The 23853-nt window shown below is 71.8% G+C and carries 22 protein-coding genes and 8 pseudogenes; 15 read left to right on the forward strand and 15 right to left on the reverse strand.

Annotation, left to right across the window (positions count from 1 at the left end; translation table 11 throughout):
• Positions 1–62: 62 nt before the first annotated feature.
• From AC38ZX_RS12340 to ctaC, 4 genes and pseudogenes are all read right to left on the reverse strand, one after another.
• Positions 63–248, reverse strand: a complete 186-nt coding sequence (locus AC38ZX_RS12340) for an META domain-containing protein (RefSeq protein ID WP_491294519.1) — start codon at positions 246–248, stop codon at positions 63–65.
• Between the two features lie 269 nt (positions 249–517).
• Positions 518–916, reverse strand: a complete 399-nt coding sequence (locus tag AC38ZX_RS12345) for a cytochrome c oxidase subunit 4 (protein ID WP_426592252.1) — start codon at positions 914–916, stop codon at positions 518–520.
• Positions 913–2724: pseudogene (gene ctaD / locus AC38ZX_RS12350) on the reverse strand (aa3-type cytochrome oxidase subunit I). Before ctaD ends, AC38ZX_RS12345 begins: the two are co-directional and overlap by 4 nt.
• On the reverse strand, positions 2724–3608 hold the full coding sequence (ctaC, locus tag AC38ZX_RS12355) for an aa3-type cytochrome oxidase subunit II (protein ID WP_426592254.1): 885 nt from the start codon (positions 3606–3608) through the stop codon (positions 2724–2726). The pseudogene ctaD and the gene ctaC overlap by 1 nt, the downstream one beginning before the upstream one ends.
• A gap of 298 nt (positions 3609–3906) precedes the next feature.
• Here ctaC and AC38ZX_RS12360 point away from each other — a divergent pair, with 298 nt between their 5' ends.
• Both AC38ZX_RS12360 and AC38ZX_RS12365 read left to right on the forward strand, forming a co-directional pair.
• Positions 3907–5037, forward strand: a complete 1131-nt coding sequence (locus AC38ZX_RS12360) for a cysteine desulfurase family protein (protein ID WP_491294522.1) — start codon at positions 3907–3909, stop codon at positions 5035–5037.
• Positions 5037–5255: a sulfurtransferase TusA family protein gene (locus AC38ZX_RS12365; protein ID WP_491297396.1), complete on the forward strand. Its 219-nt coding sequence runs from the start codon at positions 5037–5039 to the stop codon at positions 5253–5255. The genes AC38ZX_RS12360 and AC38ZX_RS12365 overlap by 1 nt, the downstream gene beginning before the upstream one ends.
• 40 nt (positions 5256–5295) lie before the next feature.
• On the opposite strand, the gene erpA is transcribed toward AC38ZX_RS12365, so the two are convergent.
• A complete protein-coding gene (erpA, locus tag AC38ZX_RS12370; RefSeq protein WP_426592256.1) occupies positions 5296–5649 on the reverse strand; it encodes an iron-sulfur cluster insertion protein ErpA in 354 nt (117 codons plus the stop codon).
• A 360-nt stretch (positions 5650–6009) separates the two neighbouring features.
• Positions 6010–7014, reverse strand: a pseudogene (locus tag AC38ZX_RS12375) (glycerate kinase family protein); the annotation flags it as partial.
• Between the two features lie 53 nt (positions 7015–7067).
• Here AC38ZX_RS12375 and nadA point away from each other — a divergent pair.
• From nadA to AC38ZX_RS12400, 5 genes and pseudogenes are all read left to right on the forward strand, one after another.
• A complete protein-coding gene (nadA, locus tag AC38ZX_RS12380; protein WP_491297397.1) occupies positions 7068–8264 on the forward strand; it encodes a quinolinate synthase NadA in 1197 nt (398 codons plus the stop codon).
• 82 nt (positions 8265–8346) lie between these two features.
• A pseudogene (locus AC38ZX_RS12385) lies at positions 8347–8634 on the forward strand (DJ-1/PfpI family protein); the annotation flags it as partial.
• Between the two features lie 61 nt (positions 8635–8695).
• Positions 8696–8866, forward strand: a complete 171-nt coding sequence (locus tag AC38ZX_RS12390; RefSeq protein ID WP_491297537.1) for a hypothetical protein — start codon at positions 8696–8698, stop codon at positions 8864–8866.
• Positions 8863–8976, forward strand: a pseudogene (locus tag AC38ZX_RS12395) (hypothetical protein); the annotation flags it as partial. The gene AC38ZX_RS12390 and the pseudogene AC38ZX_RS12395, both read left to right, overlap by 4 nt.
• Positions 8977–8984: 8 nt before the next feature.
• Positions 8985–9173 (forward strand): hypothetical protein, encoded by a 189-nt coding sequence (locus tag AC38ZX_RS12400; RefSeq protein ID WP_491297538.1) that lies wholly within the window; start codon positions 8985–8987, stop codon positions 9171–9173.
• Here AC38ZX_RS12400 and AC38ZX_RS12405 read toward each other — a convergent pair whose 3' ends face one another.
• Positions 9174–10541 carry a dipeptidase gene (locus tag AC38ZX_RS12405; protein ID WP_491294524.1) on the reverse strand — a complete coding sequence of 456 codons (1368 nt, stop codon included), beginning with the start codon at positions 10539–10541 and terminating at the stop codon, positions 9174–9176. It lies immediately after the preceding gene.
• 32 nt (positions 10542–10573) lie between these two features.
• On the opposite strand from AC38ZX_RS12405, the gene AC38ZX_RS12410 reads away from it, so the two are divergent.
• Both AC38ZX_RS12410 and AC38ZX_RS12415 read left to right on the forward strand, forming a co-directional pair.
• The gene (locus tag AC38ZX_RS12410; RefSeq protein WP_491294525.1) at positions 10574–11149 is read left to right on the forward strand and encodes a DUF3043 domain-containing protein; all 576 of its coding nucleotides are present in this window, start codon (positions 10574–10576) and stop codon (positions 11147–11149) included.
• Positions 11150–11158: 9 nt separating this feature from the next.
• A pseudogene (locus AC38ZX_RS12415) lies at positions 11159–12173 on the forward strand (aldo/keto reductase family protein).
• Position 12174: 1 nt separating this feature from the next.
• Here AC38ZX_RS12415 and yczE read toward each other — a convergent pair.
• Together yczE and AC38ZX_RS12425 are read right to left on the reverse strand one after the other, a co-directional pair.
• Positions 12175–12801, reverse strand: a complete 627-nt coding sequence (gene yczE, locus AC38ZX_RS12420; RefSeq protein ID WP_426592263.1) for a membrane protein YczE — start codon at positions 12799–12801, stop codon at positions 12175–12177.
• The gene (locus AC38ZX_RS12425; protein WP_491294528.1) at positions 12798–12962 is read right to left on the reverse strand and encodes a hypothetical protein; all 165 of its coding nucleotides are present in this window, start codon (positions 12960–12962) and stop codon (positions 12798–12800) included. The genes yczE and AC38ZX_RS12425 overlap by 4 nt, the downstream gene beginning before the upstream one ends.
• A gap of 64 nt (positions 12963–13026) precedes the next feature.
• Here AC38ZX_RS12425 and yczR point away from each other — a divergent pair, with 64 nt between their 5' ends.
• Complete coding sequence (yczR, locus tag AC38ZX_RS12430) at positions 13027–14454, forward strand: MocR-like transcription factor YczR (protein ID WP_491297399.1); 1428 nt, start codon at positions 13027–13029, stop codon at positions 14452–14454.
• Here the strand turns inward: yczR and AC38ZX_RS12435 are convergent.
• The 4 genes and pseudogenes from AC38ZX_RS12435 to AC38ZX_RS12450 form a co-directional block, all read right to left on the reverse strand.
• Complete coding sequence (locus tag AC38ZX_RS12435) at positions 14451–14663, reverse strand: hypothetical protein (RefSeq protein WP_426592266.1); 213 nt, start codon at positions 14661–14663, stop codon at positions 14451–14453. The two genes, yczR and AC38ZX_RS12435, sit on opposite strands and share 4 nt — an antisense overlap.
• Positions 14663–15725 (reverse strand): annotated as a pseudogene (locus tag AC38ZX_RS12440) (quinone-dependent dihydroorotate dehydrogenase). The gene AC38ZX_RS12435 and the pseudogene AC38ZX_RS12440 overlap by 1 nt, the downstream one beginning before the upstream one ends.
• Positions 15726–15735: 10 nt before the next feature.
• Complete coding sequence (locus AC38ZX_RS12445) at positions 15736–16146, reverse strand: hypothetical protein (RefSeq protein ID WP_426592268.1); 411 nt, start codon at positions 16144–16146, stop codon at positions 15736–15738.
• Positions 16143–16503 (reverse strand): annotated as a pseudogene (locus AC38ZX_RS12450) (hypothetical protein). Before AC38ZX_RS12450 ends, AC38ZX_RS12445 begins: the two are co-directional and overlap by 4 nt.
• A gap of 40 nt (positions 16504–16543) precedes the next feature.
• Between AC38ZX_RS12450 and AC38ZX_RS12455 the strand changes: the two are divergent.
• On the forward strand, positions 16544–18013 hold the full coding sequence (locus tag AC38ZX_RS12455; RefSeq protein ID WP_491294531.1) for a leucyl aminopeptidase: 1470 nt from the start codon (positions 16544–16546) through the stop codon (positions 18011–18013).
• 11 nt (positions 18014–18024) lie between these two features.
• Entirely contained in the window at positions 18025–19008 is a 984-nt protein-coding gene (locus tag AC38ZX_RS12460; protein ID WP_491294533.1) for a ketopantoate reductase family protein, read from the forward strand.
• Here AC38ZX_RS12460 and AC38ZX_RS12465 read toward each other — a convergent pair.
• Positions 19005–19439: a hypothetical protein gene (locus AC38ZX_RS12465; RefSeq protein ID WP_426592273.1), complete on the reverse strand. Its 435-nt coding sequence runs from the start codon at positions 19437–19439 to the stop codon at positions 19005–19007. The genes AC38ZX_RS12460 and AC38ZX_RS12465 overlap by 4 nt on opposite strands.
• A 229-nt stretch (positions 19440–19668) precedes the next feature.
• Here AC38ZX_RS12465 and AC38ZX_RS12470 point away from each other — a divergent pair, with 229 nt between their 5' ends.
• Complete coding sequence (locus AC38ZX_RS12470; protein WP_491297400.1) at positions 19669–20073, forward strand: LmrA/YxaF family transcription factor; 405 nt, start codon at positions 19669–19671, stop codon at positions 20071–20073.
• On the opposite strand, the gene AC38ZX_RS12475 is transcribed toward AC38ZX_RS12470, so the two are convergent.
• Complete coding sequence (locus AC38ZX_RS12475) at positions 20070–20414, reverse strand: oxidoreductase (RefSeq protein ID WP_426592275.1); 345 nt, start codon at positions 20412–20414, stop codon at positions 20070–20072. The two genes, AC38ZX_RS12470 and AC38ZX_RS12475, sit on opposite strands and share 4 nt — an antisense overlap.
• Before the next feature lie 185 nt (positions 20415–20599).
• Here AC38ZX_RS12475 and lpdA point away from each other — a divergent pair, with 185 nt between their 5' ends.
• Together lpdA and sucB are read left to right on the forward strand one after the other, a co-directional pair.
• Positions 20600–21985 carry a dihydrolipoyl dehydrogenase gene (gene lpdA / locus AC38ZX_RS12480; protein WP_491294540.1) on the forward strand — a complete coding sequence of 462 codons (1386 nt, stop codon included), beginning with the start codon at positions 20600–20602 and terminating at the stop codon, positions 21983–21985.
• A 30-nt stretch (positions 21986–22015) separates the two neighbouring features.
• Positions 22016–23823, forward strand: a pseudogene (gene sucB, locus AC38ZX_RS12485) (2-oxoglutarate dehydrogenase, E2 component, dihydrolipoamide succinyltransferase).
• The last annotated feature ends 30 nt before the right edge of the window (positions 23824–23853 follow it).

Genomic DNA, 23853 nt, shown 5'->3' on the forward strand with positions numbered 1-23853 from the left:
CCCCGCAGAACGCCTCAGGGCCCGTACTCGTCGCCGAGTGCGGGCCCTGGGTGGTTCGGCGGTCAGGACTGCTTCTCGAGCGTCCCGATCTTCTTGCTGCCGTCGTCGAGGATCGTCATCGTGCTTCCGTCGACCGTCGCCTTGGACGCTCCGGACAGCCACGTGTCCACGTTCTCGCACGCCATCATGGTCGCCGCGAAGGGCCCGAACTGAATCTCGGAGCCGTCGATCTTCCACGTGCCGTTCATCTTGTTGCAGCCGTCGGACCCACTGACGGAACCGTCCGCGAGGAGCTCAGCTCGACCACCGGCTTGGAGCTCGGCTCCGACCACGTTCCCGTGACGTCGCTGGACGTGAGCGCCGAGCCGGAGGAGCCGCTGCTGCCGGCACAGGCACTCAGAGCCGCACCGACCAGCGTGACGACCAGCAGGGAGCGTGCCACGACGGCGTGGGGATGCCTCATGGCTTGGACGCTAGCAGGACGCACCGACGGGGTGCAGAACCCGAAGTCAGGACCTCAGTGGGCGTGCTGGCCGCGGGAGTACTCGAACACCCAGCCGACGAGGCCGATGATGGCGAGCACGAGGCCGATACCGGAGAGCCAGAACCCGACCGCGAAGCCCGCGAAGACGATCGCGGCGGCCGAACCGAGCACCAACGGCCACCAGCTCCACGGGCTGTAGACGCCCTGGTCGCCGGCACCCTGCTCGATCTCGCCGTTCGGGTCGTCCTCGGGACGCTCGTCGATGCGCCGCCCGAGCAGGGCGAAATAGGCGCCGATCATGCCGACCAGGCCGCCGACGAGCGGGATCCCGATCGTACCGACGGCCTCGCCACCGCTCCACCAGGCGTAGATCAGCCCGATCGGGACGAAGAACAGGACGCCGTAGAGGAAGAGCTTGGTCTCGAGCTTCACTTCTCGTCCTCTCCGTCCGCTGCCGCGGGCCGTTCCTCGACGATCGTCGCGGTCGACTGCTCGGCTGCGCCCGTGCCGTTCACCGTGCGCTCGACGCCGAGCGCCGTCTCACCGCGTCGGTCGGCCTCCCAGTCGAACGGGCCGGGGTCAGGCTCGACGAAGTCCATCGCGGCGACCTCCGGGTGGTGCAGGTCGAACGCGGGGCGCTCGGAGCGGATGCGCGGCAGCGACGTGAAGTTGTGGCGCGGCGGCGGGCAGCTGGTGGCCCACTCGAGCGACGCGCCATATCCCCACGGGTCGTCGACGGTCACCAGCGGCGCGTTGCGCCACGTGATGTAGACGTTCCAGAGGAACGGCAACGTCGACGCGGCGAGGAGGACGGCGCCGATCGTGGACACCTGGTTCATCGTCGTGAAGCCGTCGGCCGGCGAGTAGTCCGCGTAGCGGCGCGGCATGCCCTTGACGCCCAGCCAGTGCTGGATCAGGAACGTGGTGTGGAAGCCGACGAAGAGCATCCAGAAGTGGATCTTGCCCAGCCGCTCGTCGAGCATCCGGCCGGTCATCTTGGGCCACCAGAAGTAGAAGCCCGCGAACATGGCGAACACGACGGTCCCGAACACCACGTAGTGGAAGTGCGCCACGACGAAGTAGGAGTCGGACAGCGAGAAGTCGAGCGCCGGGCTGGACAGGATGATGCCCGTCAGGCCGCCGAACAGGAACGTGATCAGGAAGCCGATGGTCCAGAGCATGGGCGTCTCGAACGTGAGCTGCCCCGCCACATCGTGCCTATCCAGTTGAAGAACTTCACACCGGTGGGCACCGCGATGAGCATGGTCATGAACGAGAAGAACGGGAGCAGGACCGAGCCCGTGACGTACATGTGGTGCGCCCACACGGTGACGGACAGGGCGGCGATCGCGATCGTGGCGTACACCAGTCCGCGGTAGCCGAAGATCGGCTTGCGGCTGAACACCGGCAGGATCTCGGTGATGATGCCGAAGAACGGCAGGGCGATGATGTAGACCTCGGGGTGCCCGAAGAACCAGAACAGGTGCTGCCAGAGGATGGCGCCGCCGTTCTCGGGGTTGAACACCTGCGCGCCGAACCGTCGGTCGGCGCCGAGCGCGAACAGCGCGGCGGCCAGCGGCGGGAACGCCATGAGCACGAGAAGTGACGTCACCAGGGTGTTCCAGGTGAAGATCGGCATCCGGAACATCGTCATGCCCGGGGCGCGCATGGTGACGATGGTGGTGATGAAGTTGACGGCACCGAGGATCGTGCCGAACCCGGCGAGCGCCAGACCGAACACCCAGAGGTCTCCCCCGAGGCCCGGTGAGTACACCGTGTCGGACAACGGGGCGTAGGCGAACCAGCCGAACGAGGCGGCGCCCTGCGGTGTGAAGAACCCGGCGCCGGCGATCGAGCCGCCGAAGAAGAAGAACCAGTACGCCAGCATGTTCAGGCGCGGGAACGCGACGTCAGGCGCACCGATCTGCAGCGGCATGATGACGTTGGCGAACCCGGCGAACAGGGGCGTGGCGAACAGCAGCAGCATGATCGTGCCGTGCATGGTGAACGCCTGGTTGTACTGCTCCTTCGACTGGAACACCTGCATGCCCGGGTCGAAGAAGCTCGGCGCGGATGAGCAGCGCGAGCGTGCCACCGATCGCGAACCAGACGAACGACGTGATCAGGTACAGGTACCCGATGGTCTTGTGGTCCGTGGAGGTGACCCACTTGATCACCGTGCGGCCGAGGGTCTGACGCTGTGGCGCCAGACCGGGGATGTGCTCCGCGACGGCGGCCATCAGTTCTCGCCTTCCTTCGCCGGGTCCGGCGCTGTGTCCTGGCTACGGCTGTACTCGAGGCCGAGCGAGCCTTCCTGGCCCTTCGCCTTGAGCTCCTCGATGTGCGCGTCGTAGGCGGCACGCGAGACGACGTTCACGTTGAACAGCATCGACGAGTGGTACTCACCGCAGAGCTCGGCGCACTTGCCCTCGTACAGCCCGATGACCTTGGGCGTGATCTGGAACGAGTTGGTCTTGCCCGGGATCAGGTCCATCTTCATCAGGAACGCGGGCACCCAGAACGAGTGGTTGACGTCCCGCGAGTTGAGCGTGAAGTCGACGGACTCGTCGACCGGGAGCCAGAGGGTGACCTGGGACCGGAGCACACCGGTGCCGGCGCTGCCGACGTTCTGCGCGTGCTGGCCGGTCTCGTACGCGTCGTCGTCGAGGTAGTTGAAGTCCCAGCTCCACTGCTTGCCGATGACCTGGACGTGGTTCTGGGTCTCGGCTGAGGTGTCGACGATCGCCGTGGTGTCGCGGTTCGTGTAGTAGAAGAGCACCCCGACCATGATGATCGGCAGGATCACGTACATGATCTCGAGCGGCACGTGATAGCGGAGCTGCACGGGCAGGGTGTCGTCCGCCTTGCGCTTCCGGTAGACGGTGACGCACCACAGGATCAGGCCCCAGGTGATGACGCCGACGACGAGCGCGGCGATCCACGAGCCGACCCACAGGTTGGTGATCCGACCTGTCTGGTTGGTGATCTCGTGCTCAGACGAGCCAGGGAGCCAGCCGCGCTGCACCTGTGCGGAACAACCGCTGAGTGCGACGACGACGACGGCAAGCAGACCAGCGAAGACCAACGCTGGCCGCCGCTTGCGACGGGGGGTGTCCGGGTGCAACGGGGGGACCTCTCACTCGCGTCCCGACGACGCTCCCGCACTGCTGCGCGGCGCCGTCCGGGACCTTCGTCCTCGACTCGTGCAGCCTAGCGCCCCGGGCCGCTCGTTTCGTGCTGACGACGGCCGTTGACGACGCCGTGTCAGCACGACGCTCGTCACGTCGGGCCCCCCTGGGCGGTGCGCGCACACGTGTCCGACCGCGTCGTCTCCCGCCTGCTCACCGGCCTGGCGGGGTTACGGTGCGTGCGTGAGCGCTGATGGCGAGCCCCGGACCGCAGGGCACCGTGAGACGCCCGCTGTGACCGACGCCACTGCCGGGCGCGTCGTGCTCGACGCCGGCGGGCGCGCCCCTCTGCTGCCGGAGGCGCGTTCAGCGTTCGTGGAGGCCCTCGACCAGGGCTGGGCGGACCCGCGTCGGTTGCACGCCGAGGGACGGCGGGCCCGCATGCTCCTGGACGGTGCACGGGAGGCGATCGCGGCCGTCGTCGGTGCCCGGACGCAGGACGTCGACCTCGCCCCGTCCCACGTCGCGGCGCTGCACGGAGCGGTCCGGTCCGTCGCGCGCGGGCGCCGACGGACGGGCAGCGAGATCGTCGTCGGCGCGGTCGAACGGGCCGCCGTGCTCAACGCGGCCGACTTCGCCGGCAACCGCGTCACCGTGCCGGTCGACGCGACCGGCCGCGTCGACGTCGCTGCGTTCGTCGAGGCGGTGCGTCGGCCCGGCGTCGCCGTGGCGGCCCTGCAGCACGCGAACGGCGAGGTCGGCACGTTGCAGCCCGTCGACGCCGTGCACGCGGCTGCGCACGCCGCGGGCGTCCCGCTCGTCGTGGACGCCGGCGCGAGCCTCGGCCACCTGCGCGTCGGTGACAGCTGGGACGTGCTCGCCGGCGACGCCGGTGACTGGGGCGGGCCCGGCGGGATCGGCGTGCTCGTCACGCGCGCCGGTGTGCGGCGCTCCCCCGACTGGCCCGAGGACGAGGACCGGTGGTTCCCCGGCGGCGTCAGCGTCCCTGCCGCCCTGGCCGCTGCGGTCGCTCTGCAGGCGGCCACCGCGGCACCGGACGACCGACGCCCGCTCGTCGACCGGATCAGGATCCGCGTCGCGGCCGAGGTCCCCGACGTCGACGTGGTCGGCGACCCGGAGGACCGCCTCCCCCACGTCCTGACGTTCTCCTGCCTGTACGTCGAGGGCGAGGCGCTCCTCGGCGCGCTGGACGCCCGCGGCTTCGCCGTCGGCTCGGGGTCGGCCTGCACGTCCAGCGCGCTCGAGCCGAGCCACGTGCTGGCCGCGATGGGGGCTCTCACCCACGGGAACATCCGGCTCGCGCTCCCGCGCGGCACCCGGTCGGCCGACGTGGACCGGTTCCTGGACGAGCTGCCGGGGATCGTCGCCGGCGTCCGCGAGGCGTGGGGGGTCGGCGCGCTGTGATCGTCGTCGACGCCCGCGGGCTGCGGTGCCCGGCGCCGGTGATCCGCCTCGCCCGGGCAGCCAAGGAGGCCCCCGTCGGCAGCACCCTGACCGTGCTCGCCACGGACCCGGCGGCCGTGCACGACGTGCCGGCGTGGGCCCGCATGCGCGGTCACGTCATGGTCGAGGCGACCGAGCAGGACGGCGTCCATGCGCTGACCGTCCGCACCCAGGCATGACGAAGGGCCCCGGCGTCCACCGGGGCCCTCGGTCAGGAGATCAGCTGAACGAGCCGCCGCACGCGCAGGCGCTGCCCGCGTTGGGGTTGTCGATCGTGAAGCCCTGCTTCTCGATGGTGTCGGCGAAGTCGATCGTCGCGCCCTCGAGGTACGGGACGCTCATGCGGTCCACGACGACCTCGACGCCGTCGTAGTCCTTCAGGGCGTCGCCGTCGAGCACGCGCTCGTCGAAGTACAGCTGGTAGATCAGGCCGGAGCAGCCACCGGGCTGGACGGCGACGCGCAGACGCAGGTCGTCGCGGCCTTCCTGCTCGAGGAGGCTGCGCACCTTGCCGGCGGCGATGTCGGTGAGGAGGACGCCGTGCGTCGTGGTCTCCTGCGTGGTCTCGCTCATAGTTTCTCCAGTGGGCTCACGGGGTGGTGCTCGCGTCTGCTGACTGTCCGCAACAGCACCGGACGCCGGGTTGTTCCCCTCCAGGGTACGTCTCCCCCGCAGGTTCGTCGGTGTGCCGTGCGTCGCACGGGTCGTGTCGGCGCACGCGTCGGCGCACGGGTCGGCGTACGCGTCGGTCAGCGCGACCAGGTGCGGGCGATCCGGGTGGCACGGGCCGCGAGCGTCGAGGCCGGCGCCTCGAGGGCCGCGCGGACGCCCTCCGGGGTCTCCGCGACCGCGTAGGCGGCCGTGACACCGGCGGCGGAGAGCGCGACGACCCACCAGCACCTCACCCGCCAGCACGATCGTCGGCACCCCGTGCGCGAGCGCCCGAGCGGCGACCTCCGACGTCGCCTTCCCGTGCAGCGACTGCCAGTCGAACCGGCCCTCGCCCGTCACGACGACGTCCACGTCGGCGATCCGGGCATCGAGCCCGACGGCGTCCGCGACGAAGGCCGAGCCCGGGACCAGCCGTCCCCCGACCAGGGCCAGCCCGAAGCCGAGGCCACCCGCGGCGCCCGCACCCGGCGCCGTGGTCAGGCGGGTCGTCGCGGACGCGGCCCGGGCCCCGGCCATGAGGTCGGGACGGACGGCGTCGCCGAGGGCCGCGGTCGCCACGTGCGCGAAGTCGGCGAGCGAGCGTTCGAGGGCCTGCGCCTGCTCGGGTGTGGCCCCCTTCTGCGGCGCGAAGCCCGCGCTCGCGCCTTGCAGACCCAGCAGTGGGACGTCCACGTCGGTCGCGACGACGACGTCGATCCCACGGAGCCTGTCCCGCAGGCTCCGCAGTCCGGCGAGGTCGTCGGTGGTCACGTCGGCCAGCACGGCCCCGCCCCGGGCGAGCTGCGGCGAGAGGCCTCCGACGCCGAGACCGTCCGCGAGCCCGACGAGCGCCCCGGCGCCGGCATCGTTCGTCGCGGAGCCTCCGAGCCCGACCACCAGCCGGGTCGCTCCACCGGCGAGCGCCGCAGCGAGCAGCTCGCCCAGGCCCCGGGTGGTCGTCCGGCCCGGGTCCCGGAGGGCGGCGGGGACGAGCGGCAGACCCACCGCCTGCGCGGACTCCACGTAGGCCATGGTGCCGACGCGCAGGAACACGACGGGGACGGGCGCACCGACGGGCGAGGAGACGGTGACCGGCACCAACGATCCGCCGAGAGCGCGGTGGAGAGTCGCGACGAAACCCGGCCCGCCGTCGGACAGCGGGCACACGAGCACGTCGTCGTCCGGTGCGACCGCCCGCCAGGCATCGGCGATGACGTCGGCGGCCTCGTCGGCCGTGAGGCTCGAGCCGAAGCTGTCGGGGGCGATGAGGACGCGCACGCGGTGCATCGTGGCACGCCGGACCGGCGCACCGAACCGTGTGCGAGGATCGGCGCGTGAGCGTGACCACGGATCGCAGCACCTTCTCCGAGCCGGCTCCGTCGGCGCTTCTGCTGCTGGGACGCGGCATCGACCTCGCCTCCGAGCGTGGTGTCGAGTGCGTCGGCGACCTCCCTGCAGCCAGCGACCCGGACCTCGTCGAGCGGGCCCGCGTCGCCCGCGAAGCACTGGGCACCCGCGCCTTCGTGCTCGGCCACCACTATCAGCGCGACGAGGTGATCGAGTTCGCGGACGTCACCGGCGACTCGTTCAAGCTCGCGCGCGAGGCTGCGGCGAGGCCGGAGGCCGAGTTCATCCTGTTCTGCGGCGTGCACTTCATGGCCGAGTCGGCGGACATCCTCACCTCCGACCACCAGCGCGTGATCCTGCCCGACCTCGCGGCCGGCTGCTCCATGGCCGACATGGCGGCGATCGACCAGGTCGAGGACGCCTGGGACGTGCTGGCGGACGCCGGGATCGCCGACGACACCGTCCCCGTGACGTACATGAACTCGACGGCCGCCATCAAGGCGTTCACCGGGCGGCACGGCGGCACGATCTGCACGTCGTCCAACGCACACGTCGCGCTGCGGTGGGCCTTCGACCAGGTGGGCGGCCTCGAGGGCTCGGGCAAGGTCCTCTTCATGCCCGACCAGCACCTCGGCCGGAACACCGCGGTGCTCCAGCTCGGTCTGTCGCTCGACGACTGCGTCGTGTTCGACCCGCGCAAGCCCGGCGGCGGCCTGACCACGGAGCAGCTGAAGAACGCGCGCATGATCCTGTGGCGGGGGCACTGCTCGGTGCACGGCAGGTTCTCCGAGCGCAACGTCACCGACATCCGCGCGGCCGTGCCCGGCGTGACCGTGCTGGTGCACCCCGAGTGCAAGCACGAGGTCGTCACGGCGGCCGACATGGTGGGCTCGACGGAGTACATCATCAAGGCCCTGGACGCGGCCGAGCCCGGCACGTCGTGGGCGATCGGCACCGAGCTCAACCTCGTCCGCCGGGTCGCCGCGGCCCACCCGGACAAGAACATCCACTACCTCGACTCGACCGTCTGCTTCTGCTCCACCATGAACCGGATCGACCTGCCGCACCTCGTGTGGGCCATGGAGTCGCTGCTCGCGGGCCGGACCGTGAACCAGGTCGTCGTGGACGCGGACGTCGCCCACTGGGCCCGGGTCGCGCTGGACCAGATGCTCGCCCTGCCCGGGTACTGAGGTGTCCACCGGGAACGGCTTGCGCGTCGGGATCTTCGTGTTCGACGGCGCCGAGGAGCTGGACGTCGTCGGCCCGTACGAGGTGCTGAAGTACTGGGCCGACAGCTCCGACCTGCATCCCGAGGTGCTGACGTTCTCGCTCGACGGGGGCGGCGTCCAATGCGCGAAAGGGCTCCGGCTCGTGCCGGACACGAGCGTCGCGGACCTCGGGCCGGTGCACGTGCTCGTCTACCCGGGCGGGCACGGCACGCGCCTCCTGCTGCGGCGGCCGGAGCACCTGGCCTGGGTGCACGAGATGCGCGCGACGACTCCCCTGCTCGCCAGCGTGTGCACCGGCGCCCTCGTCTACGCCGCGGCGGGGCTGCTCAGCGGGCGGCCCGCGACCACGCACTGGGCGGCGTTCGACGAGCTGCTCGAAGCTGGAGCCGGACGTGCTGGCCGACACCGAGTCGCGGTTCGTCGACGACGGCGACCTCGTCACCTCCGCCGGGGTCTCGGCCGGGATCGACATGGCGCTGCACCTCGTCGCCCGCCTCGAGTCGGTCGAGGTCGCCCGCACCGTGCGCCGCGGCATCCAGTACGACCCCCAGCCACCGGTATGAGCGACCTGCTCGCCGCACCCGTGCTCGAGCACGCCCTGCTGCCCGTCCGCGCCGGGGAGCGCGAGGCGTTCGAGCGCGCGCTGGAGCAGGCCCTCCCGCTGGTCCAGGCGATGCCCGGGTGCCGCGGGGTGCGCGTCTCCCGGAACCTCGAGCGCCCGGGCACCTACCTGCGCTCATCGGCTGGGACTCGGTCGAGGCGCACACGGTCGGCTTCCGCGAGTCCGAGCAGTACGTCGCGTGGCGCGAGCTGCTCCACCACTTCTACGACCCGTTCCCCGTGGTGGAGCACTACGTCACGGTCGTCTGATCAGCCCCGCGCGAGCTTCTCCAGCAGCAGCGCCTCGGCCAGCACGACGTGCTGCAGCTCGCCCAGGTGCACCGACTCGTTCGCGCCGTGCGCGCGGCTGTCCGGGTCCTCGACGCCGGTGACCAGGATGGACGCGTCCGGGAACACGTCCAGCAGGTCGGCGATGAACGGGATCGAGCCGCCCACACCGATGTCGACCGGCTCCGTGCCCCACGACTGAGCGAACGCCCAGCGCGCCGCCTGCATCGCCGGGGAGTCGGCCGGCGCCTGGAACGGCTTGCCCGTCTCGCCGTCGGTGACCGTGACCCGGGCGCCGAACGGTGCGTGCTCCAGCAGGTGGCTGCGCAGCGCGACCATCGCGGCGGCGGGGTCCTGGCCCGGGGCCAGCCGCACCGACAGCTTGGCCGACGCCCGAGGCGTGATGGTGTTCGACGCGCTCGCGACGCGGGGCGCGTCCAGACCGATGACGCCGATCGCAGGACGGGTCCACAGGCGGGCGGTGATCGGGCCGGTCCCGGCCAGACGCACGCCGTCGAGGACGCCCGCGTCCGCGCGGAACGCCGCCTCGTCGTAGTCGACCGACGGGTCGGCCGCTTGCACCAGCCCGGCGACGGCGACGTCGCCGGCGTCGTCGTGCAGCGTCGTGATCAGGCGAGCCAGCAGGGTGGGTGCGTCGAGCACCGCCCCGCCGAACATCCCCGAGTGCACGGCGTGGTCGAGCACGGCGACCTCGACGACGCAGTCGACCAGGCCGCGCAACGACGTGGTCAGGCCCGGCACGCCCACCGCCCAGTTGGTGGAGTCCGCGACCACGATCACGTCCGCCGCGAGCAGGTCGCGGTGCGCCTCCAGGAACGGCAGGAACGTGGGCGAGCCGATCTCCTCCTCGCCCTCGACGAACACCGTCACGCCCACGCCGAGATCGTCGCCGAGCACCCGCAGGGCTCCGACGTGCGCGATGATCCCCGCCTTGTCGTCGGCGGCACCGCGTCCGTAGAGGCGGCCGTCGCGCTCGGTCGGCTCGAACGGCGGCGACTGCCAGTCCGCGTCGTCGCCCGGCGGCTGGACGTCGTGGTGGGCGTAGAGCAGGACCGTCGGAGCACCGGCGCGCGCGGGCCGACGACCCACGACGGCCGGGGCCCCACCGACGACGTGCAGCACCTGCACGTCGTCGAAACCCACGCCGTGCAGCAGACCCACGACGGCCTGCGCGCTCGCGGCGACGTGCGCCTGGTCGAACTCGGCGTTGGAGACGCTGGGAATCCGCACCAGCGTCTCGAGGTCCGCACGCAGTGCGGTGAAGAGGTCGGCCGTCCGCAGACGCAGGGCCTCGGTGCGGTCGTCGGGTGCTGTCTGGTGATCGGTCACGTCTCAGCACGCTACTCGACTACCCTTGACCCGTGCCCGGACGCAGCAACGACCCGCAACCCGCCCTGTCGGAGGGCCCCGCCGAGCCCGCAGGCAAGGGTCGCCCGACGCCGAAGCGCAAGGAGGCCGAGGCGGCCAACAAGCGCCCGCTGGTCAGCTCCGACCGCAAGGGCGCCACCCGCGCGCAGGCCGACGCGCGCAAGAAGCAGCGCAACCTCGAGTACTCGGCGATGCAGAGCGGCGACGAGAGGCACATGCCGCTCAAGGACCGGGGTCCGCAGCGTCGGTTCATGCGCGACTGCGTGGATGCCCGCTGGAACCTCGGTGAGTTCGTGCTCCCGATCGCCGTGCTGCTCATCGTCGTGCAGCTGGTGTTCAGGAACACGATCCTCGCGGGCGGCGCGATCGTCGCGCTGTACGCGTACATGATCCTGTTCTCCATCGACGCGTGGTTCCTGTGGCGCAGCACCAAGAAGCGCCTGCTCGCCAAGTTCGGCGCCGACGTCCCTCTCAAGGGCGCGCCGTTCTACACGGTCGTCCGGGCGTTGCAGATCCGCCGGTCGCGCCTGCCCAAGCCGCAGGTCAAGCGGGGTCAGTACCCCCGCTAGGGTCGAGGAATGGTTTCCTACCGCTACCTCGGCCGCTCCGGCCTCAAGATCACCGAGATCACCTACGGCAACTGGCTGACGCACGGCTCGCAGGTGGAGAACGACACCGCGAAGGCCTGCGTCCGCGCCGCGCTCGACGCCGGGATCACCAGCTTCGACACCGCCGACGTCTACGCGAACACCAAGGCCGAGACCGTCCTCGGCGAGGCTCTGCAGGGCGAGCGTCGCGCGGGCCTGGAGATCTTCACCAAGGTCTACTGGCCCACGGGCCCCGGCGGCGCCAACGACTCGGGCCTGTCCCGCAAGCACATCCTCGAGTCGATCGACGGCTCGTTGCGGCGCCTGCAGACCGACTACGTCGACCTCTACCAGGCGCACCGGTACGACGAGTCGACGCCGCTCGAGGAGACGATGCAGGCGTTCGCGGACGTCGTGCGGGCCGGCAAGGCGCTGTACATCGGCGTCAGCGAGTGGTCGGCGCCGCAGATCCGTGCTGGTCACGCGCTCGCCCAGGAGGAGCTCGGCGTCCACCTGATCTCGAACCAGCCCCAGTACTCGGCCCTCTGGCGGGTCATCGAGGGCGAGGTCGTCCCCACGTCCGCCGAGCTTCGGGCTGTCGCAGATCGTCTGGTCGCCGGTCGCGCAGGGCGTGCTCACCGGCAAGTATCTGCCGGGCCAGCCGGTACCGGAAGGGTCGCGAGCCACCGACGAGAAGGGCGGCGCACGATTCATCGGCCGCTTCCTCGAGCGGCCCGACATGCTTGCGCGCGTCCAGGACCTGAGGCCCGTCGCCGACGAGCTCGGGCTGTCGATGGCCCAGCTGGCCGTCGCCTGGGTGCTGCAGAACCCGAACGTCGCGTCCGCGATCATCGGTGCGTCGCGGCCCGAGCAGGTCACGGAGAACGTGCGCGCGTCGGGCGTCGTCATCCCCGCCGAGCTGCTCGCGCGGATCGACACGATCCTCGGCGACGCCGTCGTCGACGACCCGGCCGAGACCGCCCGGAACGCGCCCGGACCCCGCTGACCTACACCCGCGCGACGTCCGGCTCCGTCGTCCGCACGGAGTCGGGCGTCGGGACGGTGAACAGCGGCAGGAACACGTGCACGAGCGGCCCGATCGCGAGCGCGTACAGCACCGTGGCCGGCCCGAACGTGCCGCCGAGGATCCAGCCGGCCGTGATCACGACCACCTCGATGCCCGTCCGCACGAGCCGGATCGACCACCCGGTCCGCGCGACGAGGCCCGTCATGAGCCCGTCGCGCGGACCCGGACCCAGGCGGGCGCCGACGTACAGGCCGGTCGCCACGCCGTTCAGCACGACGCCCCCGACGGCGAGCGCGATGCGCGCACCGATCGGCAACGGGTCGGGCAGGTGGTCGAGCACCGCGAAGAACGGGTCGACGAGCACGCTGATCACCGCGACATTGGCTACGGTGCCCACGCCCGGGCGCTGCCGGAGCGGGACCCAGCACGCCAGGACGACGACGCCGGTCAGAAGCGTCACCATGCCGAACGACAGGCCGGTGTGCTTCACGATGCCCTGCGTGAGGACGTCCCACGGCATCGACCCCAGGTCGGCGTGGACGACCATCGCGATCGACGCCGCGTAGAGGACGAGCCCGACGAGCAGCTGCCCGAGCCGGCGCGTCACCGAAAGTTCCACTCGGTCCAGCCGTACCGCGGCTGGCGCGTCGGTCTGCGGTGCAGACGCAGGACCCCGACGGTCGCCGCACCGGCGATCGCCGCGACGAGGAGGAGAACCAGAAGGATCAATAGCCACATGCTCATGGTCACCAAGATTGGCTCAATCATGGCCTTTCAATCCATAGCCACTTCTGTCATCGTGGCACCATGAACGCTCCCGACCGACCGACGCATCGGCGGCCACCGCCTGCGCTCCGTGCTCGGCGCCTGGCAGCGAACCGGCCCGGCGTACGTCGCCCTGGCGGATGCCCTGCGGGCCGCGATCCTGTCGGGAACCCTGCCGCTGAGCACCCGGCTGCCCAGCGAGCGCGAGCTGGCAGACGCGACCGGCGTCTCCCGGACCACCACGACGGCTACCTACGGGCTCCTGCGGGACGAGGGCTACCTGGTCAGCCGCCGCGGCTCCGGCACCGTCACCACGCTCCCGAGCGGTCGGGGTGCGCGCGCGCCGTTCGCCGGGTCGCGGGAGGACGGGCAGGACGTCATCGACTTCTCGATGGCCGCCCCGTCGGCCCCGTCGATCCTGCACGGGTGCTACCTCGCCGCGCTCGACGCGCTCCCCCGCCACCTGGGCGGCACGGGCTACACACCCCTCGGTGTTCCGGTCCTGCGTGAGGCGATCGCCGGCTGGTACACGCGCCGGGGCACGCCGACCACCCCCGACCAGATCCTGGTGACCACCGGGGCACAGCAGGCCATCCACCTGCTCGTGCACGCGCACGCCGGTCCTGGCGACCGGGTGGTGGTCGAGCACCCCACCTACCCGCACGCCATCGACGTGGTCCGCGCCGCCGGCGCCCGTCCCGTACCCGTGCCGTTCGGGGTGGACGGGCTCGACATCGACCTGCTCGAGTCGACCATCCGACAGGTCTCGCCGCGGCTCGTCTACCTGATCCCCGCCCACCACAACCCCACGGGCACGTCGCTCGACGACGAGGAACGCGCCGCCGTGCGCGCCCTCGCCCGTCGGTACCGCACCACCGTCGTGGGCGACGAGGTGATGGCCGAGCTGACGATGGAGGGACCTGCTCCGTCGTCGTTCGCCGGCGACGGGACCGGGTCCGCGTTCGTCGCCTCGATCGGGTCCGCGTCCAAGTCGTTCTGGGGCGGCCTGCGCGTCGGCTGGGTGCGTGGCCACCCGGACCTGGTGTCGCGGCTGGCCACGGCTCGCGCGAGCGTCGACATCGGCACGCCGCTGCTCGAGCAGCTCGTGGTGGCCGAGCTGCTCGCTCAGCCCGACGCCGTGCTCGACCGCAGGCGTGCGGTGCTGCGCGAGCAGCGGGACGAGCTGGCCGGGCTGGTGCGGGAGCAGCTCCCGTCGTGGCGGTTCGCGATCCCCCGCGGCGGTCTGTTCCTCTGGGCCGACCTCGGCGCACCGGTGTCCAGCGCGCTCTCGGCGATCTCGGGCCGGTACGGCGTGCGGATCGTGCCCGGGACCGCGTTCGGCGTGGACGGCAGCTTCGAGCGGAACCTCCGGCTGCCGTTCAGCACGTCCCCCGACGGGCTGCGGCTGGGCGTCGCGAGGCTGGCCGAGGCGTGGGCGGGACTGGGTGTGACCGAGCCGACGACCACGTCGGATCGGGTCCACGCGATGGTCTAGGTGTAGGGCAGCGTCAGCGTCGGCGTGGCCTGCAGGCCCTCGTGCAGCAGCCGGACCGCGTGCACGCCCTGGGCCGCGAGCGTGCGCCAGTGCTCTCCGAGCCACTGCTCGGCGTCGTACTGCGTGGTGAACACCGGGCTCACCGGGGTCGTCACGGGTTCGGTGTCGGCGCCGTCGAAGCGCCACTCCCACTGCGGTCGGAGCACCATCAGACGGCCGCCTTGCGCTGCGTGGGCGATCGGCGGGCCTGGTCTGCACCGAGCGCCCGCGTGATGCGCGACGGCCAGAAGGGTCCCTCGTAGATCAGACCGGTGTAGCCCTGCACGAGCGTCGCTCCGACCGCGACGTACTCGCGGGCGTCGGCGGGCGTGGTGATGCCGCCGACCCCGATGATCACCGCGTCCGGACCGAGGCGGCTGCGCAGGCGGGCCACGACGTCCAGCCCGCGGGCGAGCACCGGCGGACCCGACAGGCCGCCCGGCCCGAGTCGTGGGCGATCGTCGTGTTGACCGCGACCACGCCCTCCAACCCGAGTCGGCCGCCAGCTCGGCCACCGCGTCGACGTCCTCGTCGGACAGGTCCGGCGCGATCTTCACGAGCAGGGGGACGGCCGGCTTGCCGGCCTTGACCGTCGCCTCGTCGGCCGCGACGCGCGTGGCCTCGAGGATCGGACGCAGCGCCTCGACCGACTGCAGGTCGCGCAGCCCGGGCGTGTTCGGCGACGACACGTTGACCACGAGATAGTCCGCGTAGGGCGCGAGCCGCCCGGCGCTCGTCGCGTAGTCGACCGACGCGTGCTCGGCCGGTGTCACCTTCGTCTTGCCGATGTTCACGCCGACGACGAGGCGGCGCCCCGCCGGGGTCGCGCGCAGCCGACGCAGGCGCGCGGCGACGTCGGCCGACCCTTCGTTGTTGAAGCCCATCCGGTTGCGCAGCGCCCGCTGATCGAGCACGCGCCACAGCCGCGGCTGCTCGTTGCCCGGCTGGGCCTTCGCCGTGACGGTGCCCACCTCGACGAACCCGAAGCCGAGCATGGTCAGACCCGCGACGCCGACCGCGTCCTTGTCGAACCCGGCCGCGAGCCCGAACCGCGAAGGGAACCGACGGCCGAAGACCTGGACCTCACCCTGGGCCGGCGGAGCGAAGACTCGCGCGACGAGGGGGCGCAGCAGCGGCACCCGCGCGACGCCACGGATCAGCGCGAACGCGACCACGTGCGCGCGCTCGGGGTCCATCCGACGCAGGACGAGGTCGAAGAGCAGGCGGTACACGCTCCCAACCCTAGGCGGTGGTCACGGGACGGCCCGTGCGCCACAGCCACAGCAGGCCGAGGAACGGCAGGATCACCGGGATGTAGCCGTAGCCCTGGCCGAACGCCGACCACACGGTCTGGTCGGGGAAGTCGTCGACCACCGTGAGCGACAAGATGCCGACGGTGAGCACCCCGACCATCTCGATGCTGACGGCCCACCAGGCGGCGGTCCGCCAGTCCTTGGCCAGCGCGATGGTCGCGACGATGTAGACGATGCCCGCGCCGAGCGAGAGCAGGTAGGCCACCGGCGCCTCCGACAGCTTGGTCGTCACCTGGAACAGGCCGCGGGCGGTCGCGGCGAGCGCGAGGACGCCGTAGATCGCCACGAGCACCCGCCCGGGGCCGCTGGCGGTGGAACGGGTCGGTCGGGCGTCGGTCACACGGTCCCCCAGATCTGCAGGAGTCGGTACTCCAGGAAGGCAACGGTCAGGGCGCCCATGAGCAGCACCACGGAGCTCCAGCGCGTGCGCTCGGCGAAGGCCCACGCCGCGGCGATGGGCAGGATGAACAGCTGCGTCAGGACGTACCCCCACAGCAGCACGCCGTCGACGTCGGGAGAGCCTGCGAGGGCGAGCACCGCCGCGACGACCGCCTGCACGAGCAGCACGGCCTCGACGACCGCGCCACCCCAGAAGCTGGCGCAGGATCACGGCGCGGTCGCGGACGACGAACCACAGCGCCCAGCCGCCGAGTGCGACGCACAGGGCGACGACGAGCAGCGCGAGGGGGACGATCACGGTGCCCCACCGTACCGGCGCCCCGACCTATAGTCGGACGGTGACCGTGACGCTGACCGCACAGGACCCTGCCCGCCTCTCCGTCGACGCCCTCGTGGTCGCCGTCGCCCAGCAGGACGACCAGCCCGTCGTGCTCGGGGCCGAGCGACTGCCCAAGGACTTCCGCACGCTCCTCGCGTCGTCGGCCGCCGCACTGGGCGTCACCGGCGCCCCCGACGAGGTGCGTCGGCTGCCCGGGACCGGGCTCGCCGCGGCCGTGCTGGTGCTCACGGGGGTCGGCTCCGGTCCGCTCACCCCGGAGACCCTGCGCCGGGCGGCGGGTGCCGCGACGCGGAAGCTCGCCGGGACCGCGAGCGTCGGGCTTGCCCTGCCCACCGACGATGCCGAGACCGTGGCCGCGGTCGCCGAGGGCGCGCTGCTCGGTGCGTACGCGTACGCGCGGTACAACGGCTCGACGAAGGCGCCCGTCGCGACGATCCAGATCATCACCGCCCACCCGCGAGACCGCGCGACCAAGGCCGGTGTCGATCGCGCGTCCGTGCTCGCCGCCGCCGTGCACGGCACCCGCGACCTGGTGAACACGGCGCCGAACGACCTCTATCCCGCCGCGTTCGCGGACCTGGCCAAGGCGGCCGCCAAGGACTCGGGCGCCAAGGGTCTGCGCGTGACCGTGATCGACGACAAGGCGCTGCTGGCCGGCGGCTACGGCGGCCTCATGGGCGTCGGTCAGGGCTCGTCGCGCGGGCCGCGCCTGGTCAAGATCGCCTACTCGCCCTCGCGTCCCGCGGCCAAGGTCGCCCTCGTCGGCAAGGGCATCACGTTCGACTCCGGCGGCATCTCGATCAAGCCCGCGGCGGGGATGGAGGCCATGAAGTCCGACATGGCCGGCGCCGCCGCCGTCCTGCACACGGTCGTCGCGGCCGCGCGGCTCGGGCTGCCCGTGGCGGTCACCGGGTGGCTGTGCCTGGCGGAGAACATGCCGTCGGGGACCGCTCAGCGGCCGTCGGACGTCATCACGATCCGCGGCGGCAAGACCGTCGAGGTGCTCAACACGGACGCCGAGGGCCGCCTGGTCATGGCCGACGGGCTCGTCGAGGCGGTCGCGGAGGAGCCCGACGTCGTCATCGACATCGCGACGCTCACCGGCGCGCAGATGATCGCACTGGGCAACCGGGTGTCCGCCGTGATGGGCACCGACGACGTGCGCGCCGAGATCGTGTCGGCCGCGGGGACCGCCGGTGAGCAGTTCTGGCCGATGCCCCTGCCGGCCGACCTGCGCCCGGGCCTGAAGTCGAAGGTCGCGGACATCGCGAACATCAGCGACCGGTTCGGCGGGATGCTGACCGCCGGGATCTTCCTGCAGGAGTTCGTCGGCACGACCCCGTGGGCGCACCTCGACATCGCGGGTCCCGCGTTCAACGAGCGGGCCGCCCACGGGTACACCCCGGTCGGCGGGACCGGTGTCGGCGTACGCACCCTGCTCGCCCTGATCGAGGGGCGTGTGGCCTAGGCGCCGCGCCGATGCGCTACCTCGTCGTCGGGACGGGCGCGATCGGCGGCGTGGTCGGCGGGCTCCTCGCCGCAGCGGGCCGTGACGTCGTCCTGGTCGCCCGGAACCGTCAGCTCGACGCGCTGAGGTCCGGAGGCCTCACCGTCGCCACCGCGGACGGCGTCCGGCACGTGCACCCGCCCGCGGTCGGCGGTCCGGACGATGTCGCGCTGCGGCCCGACGACGTCCTGGTCCTCGCCGTGAAGAGCCAGGACACGGTCGCCGCGCTCGAGGCGTGGGCCGACCGTCGCGTGGCCGGTGGTGGGACCGCCGCGTCCGACTCCCGGGTCGTGTGCGCCCAGAACGGGATCGACAACGAGCGCACCGCCCTGCGCAGGTTCGCCCACGTGGTCGGGATGTGCGTGTGGTTGCCGGCCACGTTCCTCGAGCCCGGCCGCGTGTCTGCGGGCAGCACGCCGGTCCCGGGCGTCCTGACGCTCGGCTCCGTGCCGATCGGAGGCCCAGCGCCCACCGACATCGCGGCGGACCTCGTCGCGGCCGGGTTCTCGGCGCCCGTCGTCGACGACGTCATGGCGTGGAAGTCCGCCAAGCTGCTGTCCAACCTGGCGAACGCGGTCGAGGCCCTGTGCGGCACGGGCTGGGACGACGCCGCCGGCGAGCTCGCCGCGCGCGCCACGGCGGAGGGCCGGGCCGCGCTCGCGGCGGCCGGCGTCCGCGTGCTCCCCGACGACGAGCACGACGCCGCGCGCGCCGAGTTCCGGATGGCCCGGCTCCCCGGCGAGGACGGTGGCGGCTCCTCCTGGCAGTCGCTCGTCCGCGGCAGCGGCTCGATCGAGGCCGACTACCTGAACGGCGAGATCGTGCTGCTCGGGCGCCTGCACGGTGTGCCCACGCCGGTCAACGCCCTCCTGCAGCGCCTGTCCCGACAGGCCGCCGCGGCCGGGACGGCGCCGGGCTCGGTCGAAGCCGCGGACCTGTTGGCGCTGGTCGCCTAACCCTCGCGGGCCGCCGCAGCCTTGGCGGCGAGCGCGGCGAACTCGGGCTTGCCGAACGCGGTCCCGAACAGGCCCCAGCCGCCCTCAGCCGCCTCGCTGATGATCACCCAGACCTGGACGCCGCCCTCCCCGACGAGGTCGGTCACGATCTGCGTGGCCTCGCGCGTGAGCTGACGCTGCCCCTCCCGGTCGAGCGAGTCGGGTGGGGTGATCACCTGGACGCGCACGGCGCGGGCCGTCGGGTTCGCGGCGGTCGTCACCTGCGGCAGCCGGTGGACGAACGCCGCGGTGTTCTCCGTGAAGAACGCGCCGATCACCGGCTCGGTGTGCCCCTCGGCGCGGAGCACGGCGAACGTGAGATCGGTGGCCAGCTGCTGGTCCGCGTCGGTGGGGAACAGGTCGTCGGGCGTGTAGACGTCGATCATGGGCATGGTCCGGCTCCTCGCTATGATGATGTGCATAGAACGCTAGTTATGTGGACTGTCATAGTCAAGAGAGGGCAACGGGTGGCCGGCGAGACGAAGGCGCGCATGGTCGACGGGGCCGTGCGCCTGCTGGCGACCCAGGGGACCCAGGGGACGTCGTTCGCCGACGTCCTCGAGCTCCACCGGAGCACCGCGCGGATCCATCTACCACCACTTCCCCGACGGGAAGGACCAGCTGCTCGCGGCTGCCGTCGACCTCGCGGGCGCCCGGGCGCTCGGCGCCGTCGACGGGTGGGTCGGTCGATCCCCCGAGGAGGTCACGGCGTCGTTCCTCGGGCTGTGGCGTGCCGTACTCGAACGTTCCGGGCTACGGGCGGGGTGCGCGGTGCTCGCCGTCACCGTCTCGACCGGGTCGCCCGACTTCCTCGAGCACACAGCAGCCGTGTTCCGCGCGTGGCGGACGAGCCTGGCCGCGCTGTTCTCGGCGGGCGGTCTGCCGGACGACGACGCTGCGGGCTTCGCGGCGACCCTCGTCGCGGCGTCCGAGGGTGCGGTCGTCGTCAGCCGCGCCGAGCAGTCCATGGAGCCCTTCGAGCTCGTCGCCGGGCAGCTCCTGGGGCTCGTGCGGCGACTGGCCTAGTGGCCGCCCGACTTCTTCCGGGCCAGGCGCTGGCGGGAGTTGTAGTCCCGGACACGCTGCGGGTAGCCCGTGCGCTGGACGTCGTAGATCGGGATGTTCATCTCGCGCGCGATCTGGGCGGCGGCCTCGCCGTCCGGTACGCGGCGGCGCGTCCACTCGCCGTCGGTCGCGACGAGCATCACTGTGGTCGGCGTCGAGTTGGTGCGCGGCTCGACGTACGCCTCGACCCCGACCCGCGTCAGGATGAACTCCTTGAGGTGCGCGATCGTGGCGTCCCGGGCGGAGCGGTCGGTCGGTGCGTCGTTGGCCGCCGGGTGCTTCCGACGGGAGAACAGGCCCATGCCGCCTGAGGGTACATTCCGTCGGGAGCGATCCCCTGTGATGCACGAGACGGAACACCAGTCATGGGACGACTGTTCTGAGTGTCACACCAGCACGCCGGGCGTCCGGGTCGTTCGGGACCTGCAACGATGACAAGATGGTCGGCGAGCTTGAGACCACACGTCTGCGTATGAGGAGTCTGCACGTGGCCGACACCACCGGCACCGCTTTCGACATCGTCGTCCTGGGCGGAGGCAGCGGCGGCTACGCGGCTGCGCTCCGTGCCGCCCAGCTCGGAAAGTCCGTCGCACTTGTCGAGGCCGACAAGGTCGGCGGCACCTGCCTGCACGTGGGCTGTGTGCCCACCAAGGCGCTGCTGCACGCGGCCGAGCTGGCCGACCACGCCCGCGACGGCGCGCACTACGGCGTGCACACCACGCTCGAGAAGATCGACATGGCCGGCGTGAACGAGTACAAGGCCACCGTGGTCGGCCGGCTCTACAAGGGCCTGCAGGGACTCATCAAGTCCCGCAAGATCACCGTGTTCGAGGGCTACGGCACGCTCGTCGCCAAGGACACGGTCGAGGTCAACGGTGAGCGCATCACCGGCGAGCACATCATCCTCGGCACCGGTTCCTACGCCCGCACGCTGCCCGGTCTGGAGATCGGCGGCCGGGTCATCACGTCCGACCAGGCGCTGCAGCTCGACTGGGTGCCCAAGTCAGTGATCGTGCTCGGTGGCGGCGTCATCGGCTCCGAGTTCGCGTCGGTCTGGAAGTCGTTCGGTGCCGATGTCACGATCATCGAGGCGCTCCCCCACCTCGTCGCCAACGAGGACGAGGCGCTCTCCAAGGCGTTCGAGCGTCAGTTCCGCAAGCGCGGCATCAACTTCAACCTGGGCGTGCGGTTCGCCGGCGTCACCCAGGACGACAACGGCGTGCACGTCTCGCTGGAGGACGGCAAGACGTTCGACGCGGACCTGCTGCTCGTCGCCGTCGGTCGCGGACCGCGGACGTCGGGCCTCGGCTACGAGGACCAGGGCATCACGCTCGACCGCGGCTTCGTCATCACGAACGACCGCCTGCACACCGGCGTCGGCAACATCTACGCCGTCGGCGACATCGTCCCCGGCCTGCAGCTGGCCCACCGCGGGTTCGCACAGGGCATCTTCGTGGCCGAGGAGATCGCCGGGCTCAACCCCGCGACGATCGTCGAGTCGGGCATCCCGCGCGTGACGTACTCCGACCCCGAGGTCGCCTCGGTCGGTCTCACGGAGGCGCGTGCCAAGGAGGTCCACGGCGTCGACAACGTCGAGACGCTCGAGTACAACCTGGGCGGCAACGGCAAGAGCCAGATCCTCGGCACGCAGGGGTTCGTCAAGCTGGTCCGTCAGAAGGACGGCCCGGTGATCGGGATCCACATGATCGGTGCGCGCGTCGGCGAGCTCATCGGGGAGGGCCAGCTCATCGTGAACTGGGAGGCCTACCCGGAGGACGTCGCGTCGCTCGTCCACGCGCACCCGACGCAGAACGAGGCCCTCGGAGAGGCCCACCTCGCGCTGGCCGGCAAGCCCCTGCACGCCCACAACTGACCACACGATTCGAAGGAGACACGAGCGGTCATGTCCGACAACGTGCAGCTGCCCGCCCTGGGTGAGTCCGTCACCGAAGGCACCGTCACCCGCTGGCTGAAGAACGTCGGCGACACGGTGGAGGTCGACGAGCCGCTGCTCGAGATCTCGACCGACAAGGTCGACACCGAGATCCCGTCGCCGTTCGCCGGCGTGCTCGAGCAGATCCTGGTCCAGGAGGACGAGACCGTGGAGGTCGGCGCCACGCTGGCCGTCATCGGTTCGGGTTCGGGTTCGGACTCCGGCTCGGGTTCCGACGAGGGCTCGTCGGCCCCTGCCGAGGGTTCGTCGGCTCCCGCCGAGGCCGAGGCACCGGCCCAGGAGGCTCCGGCCGAGGAGCCCGCCGCCGAGTCCGACGCGAGCGAGGAGCCCGTCGAGGAGCACGAAGAGACCGCCGCGGCCCCGGCCGCGTCGTCGGACGGCGGAGGCGTCGGCGAGAACGTGACCCTGCCCGCCCTGGGCGAGTCCGTGACCGAGGGCACCGTGACGCGCTGGCTGAAGAACGTCGGCGACACGGTGGAGGTCGACGAGCCCCTGCTCGAGATCTCGACCGACAAGGTCGACACCGAGATCCCGTCGCCGTTCGCCGGCACGCTGCAGCAGATCCTGGTGCAGGAGGACGAGACCGTCGAGGTCGGCGCCGTCCTCGCCGTGATCGGGTCGGGCACTCGGCCGCCGCGTCCGCACCCGCCTCGCCGGAGCCCGTGTCCGCCCCGGCCGCCGCCGAGCCGGCGCCCGAGCCGCAGAGCGCACCCGAGCCTTCCGCCGAGCAGGAGTCGGCCGCGCCGGCACCCGTCCCGGCCACCCCGGCCCCGGTCCCCGCGACCCCGGCTCCGGTCCCGGCGGCAGCGCCCCAGGCCTCGGGCAGCTACCTCACCCCGCTCGTGCGCAAGCTCGCTGCGGAGAAGGGCGTCGACGTCGCGACCCTCGCGGGCACCGGCGTCGGCGGACGCATCCGCAAGGAGGACGTCCTCGACGCGGCCGCCAAGGCGGAGGAGGCCGCGAAGGCCGCCGCTGCTCCGGCCGCGACGGCACCGGCCGCCGCCGCTCCGAAGAAGTCCGCCGCCGCGACCGTCTCGCCGCTGCGCGGGACGACCGAGAAGGCCAGCCGGCTGCGGCAGATCATCGCCGAGCGCATGGTCGACGCACTGCACTCGCAGGCGCAGCTCACCACGGTCGTCGAGGTGGACGTCACCAAGATCGCGCGGCTGCGGGCCAAGGCCAAGGCCGACTTCTCGGCGCGCGAGGGCGTCAACCTCACGTTCCTGCCGTTCTTCGTGCTCGCCGCGATCGAGGGTCTCAAGGCCTATCCGAAGATCAACGGCGTGCTCGAGGGCAACACGATCACGTACCACGGCGAGGAGAACGTCGGCATCGCGGTCGACACCGAGCGTGGCCTGCTCGTGCCGGTCATCCGCGACGCGGGCGACCTGAACCTCGCCGGCATCTCGCGCAAGATCGTCGACCTGGCCGGCCGCACCCGCCAGAACAAGGTCACGCCCGACGAGCTCAGCGGTGCCACGTTCACCGTGACCAACACCGGCTCCGGCGGGGCGATCATCGACACCCCGATCGTGCCCGGCGGCACCTCTGCCATCCTGGGCACCGGCGCGATCGTCAAGCGCCCGGTCGTCATCCTGGACGCGGACGGCGCCGAGGTCATCGCCATCCGCTCGATGTGCTACCTGTCCCTCTCCTACGACCACCGCCTCGTCGACGGAGCGGACGCCTCGCGCTACCTCAGCGCGCTGAAGGCCCGCCTCGAGGAGGGCGCGTTCGAGGCCGAGGTCGGCCTCTGACGCTCGTCGCAGCCTGACCGCGGCCCGGTT

The sequence above is a fragment of the Cellulomonas sp. McL0606 genome (assembly GCF_058248365.1).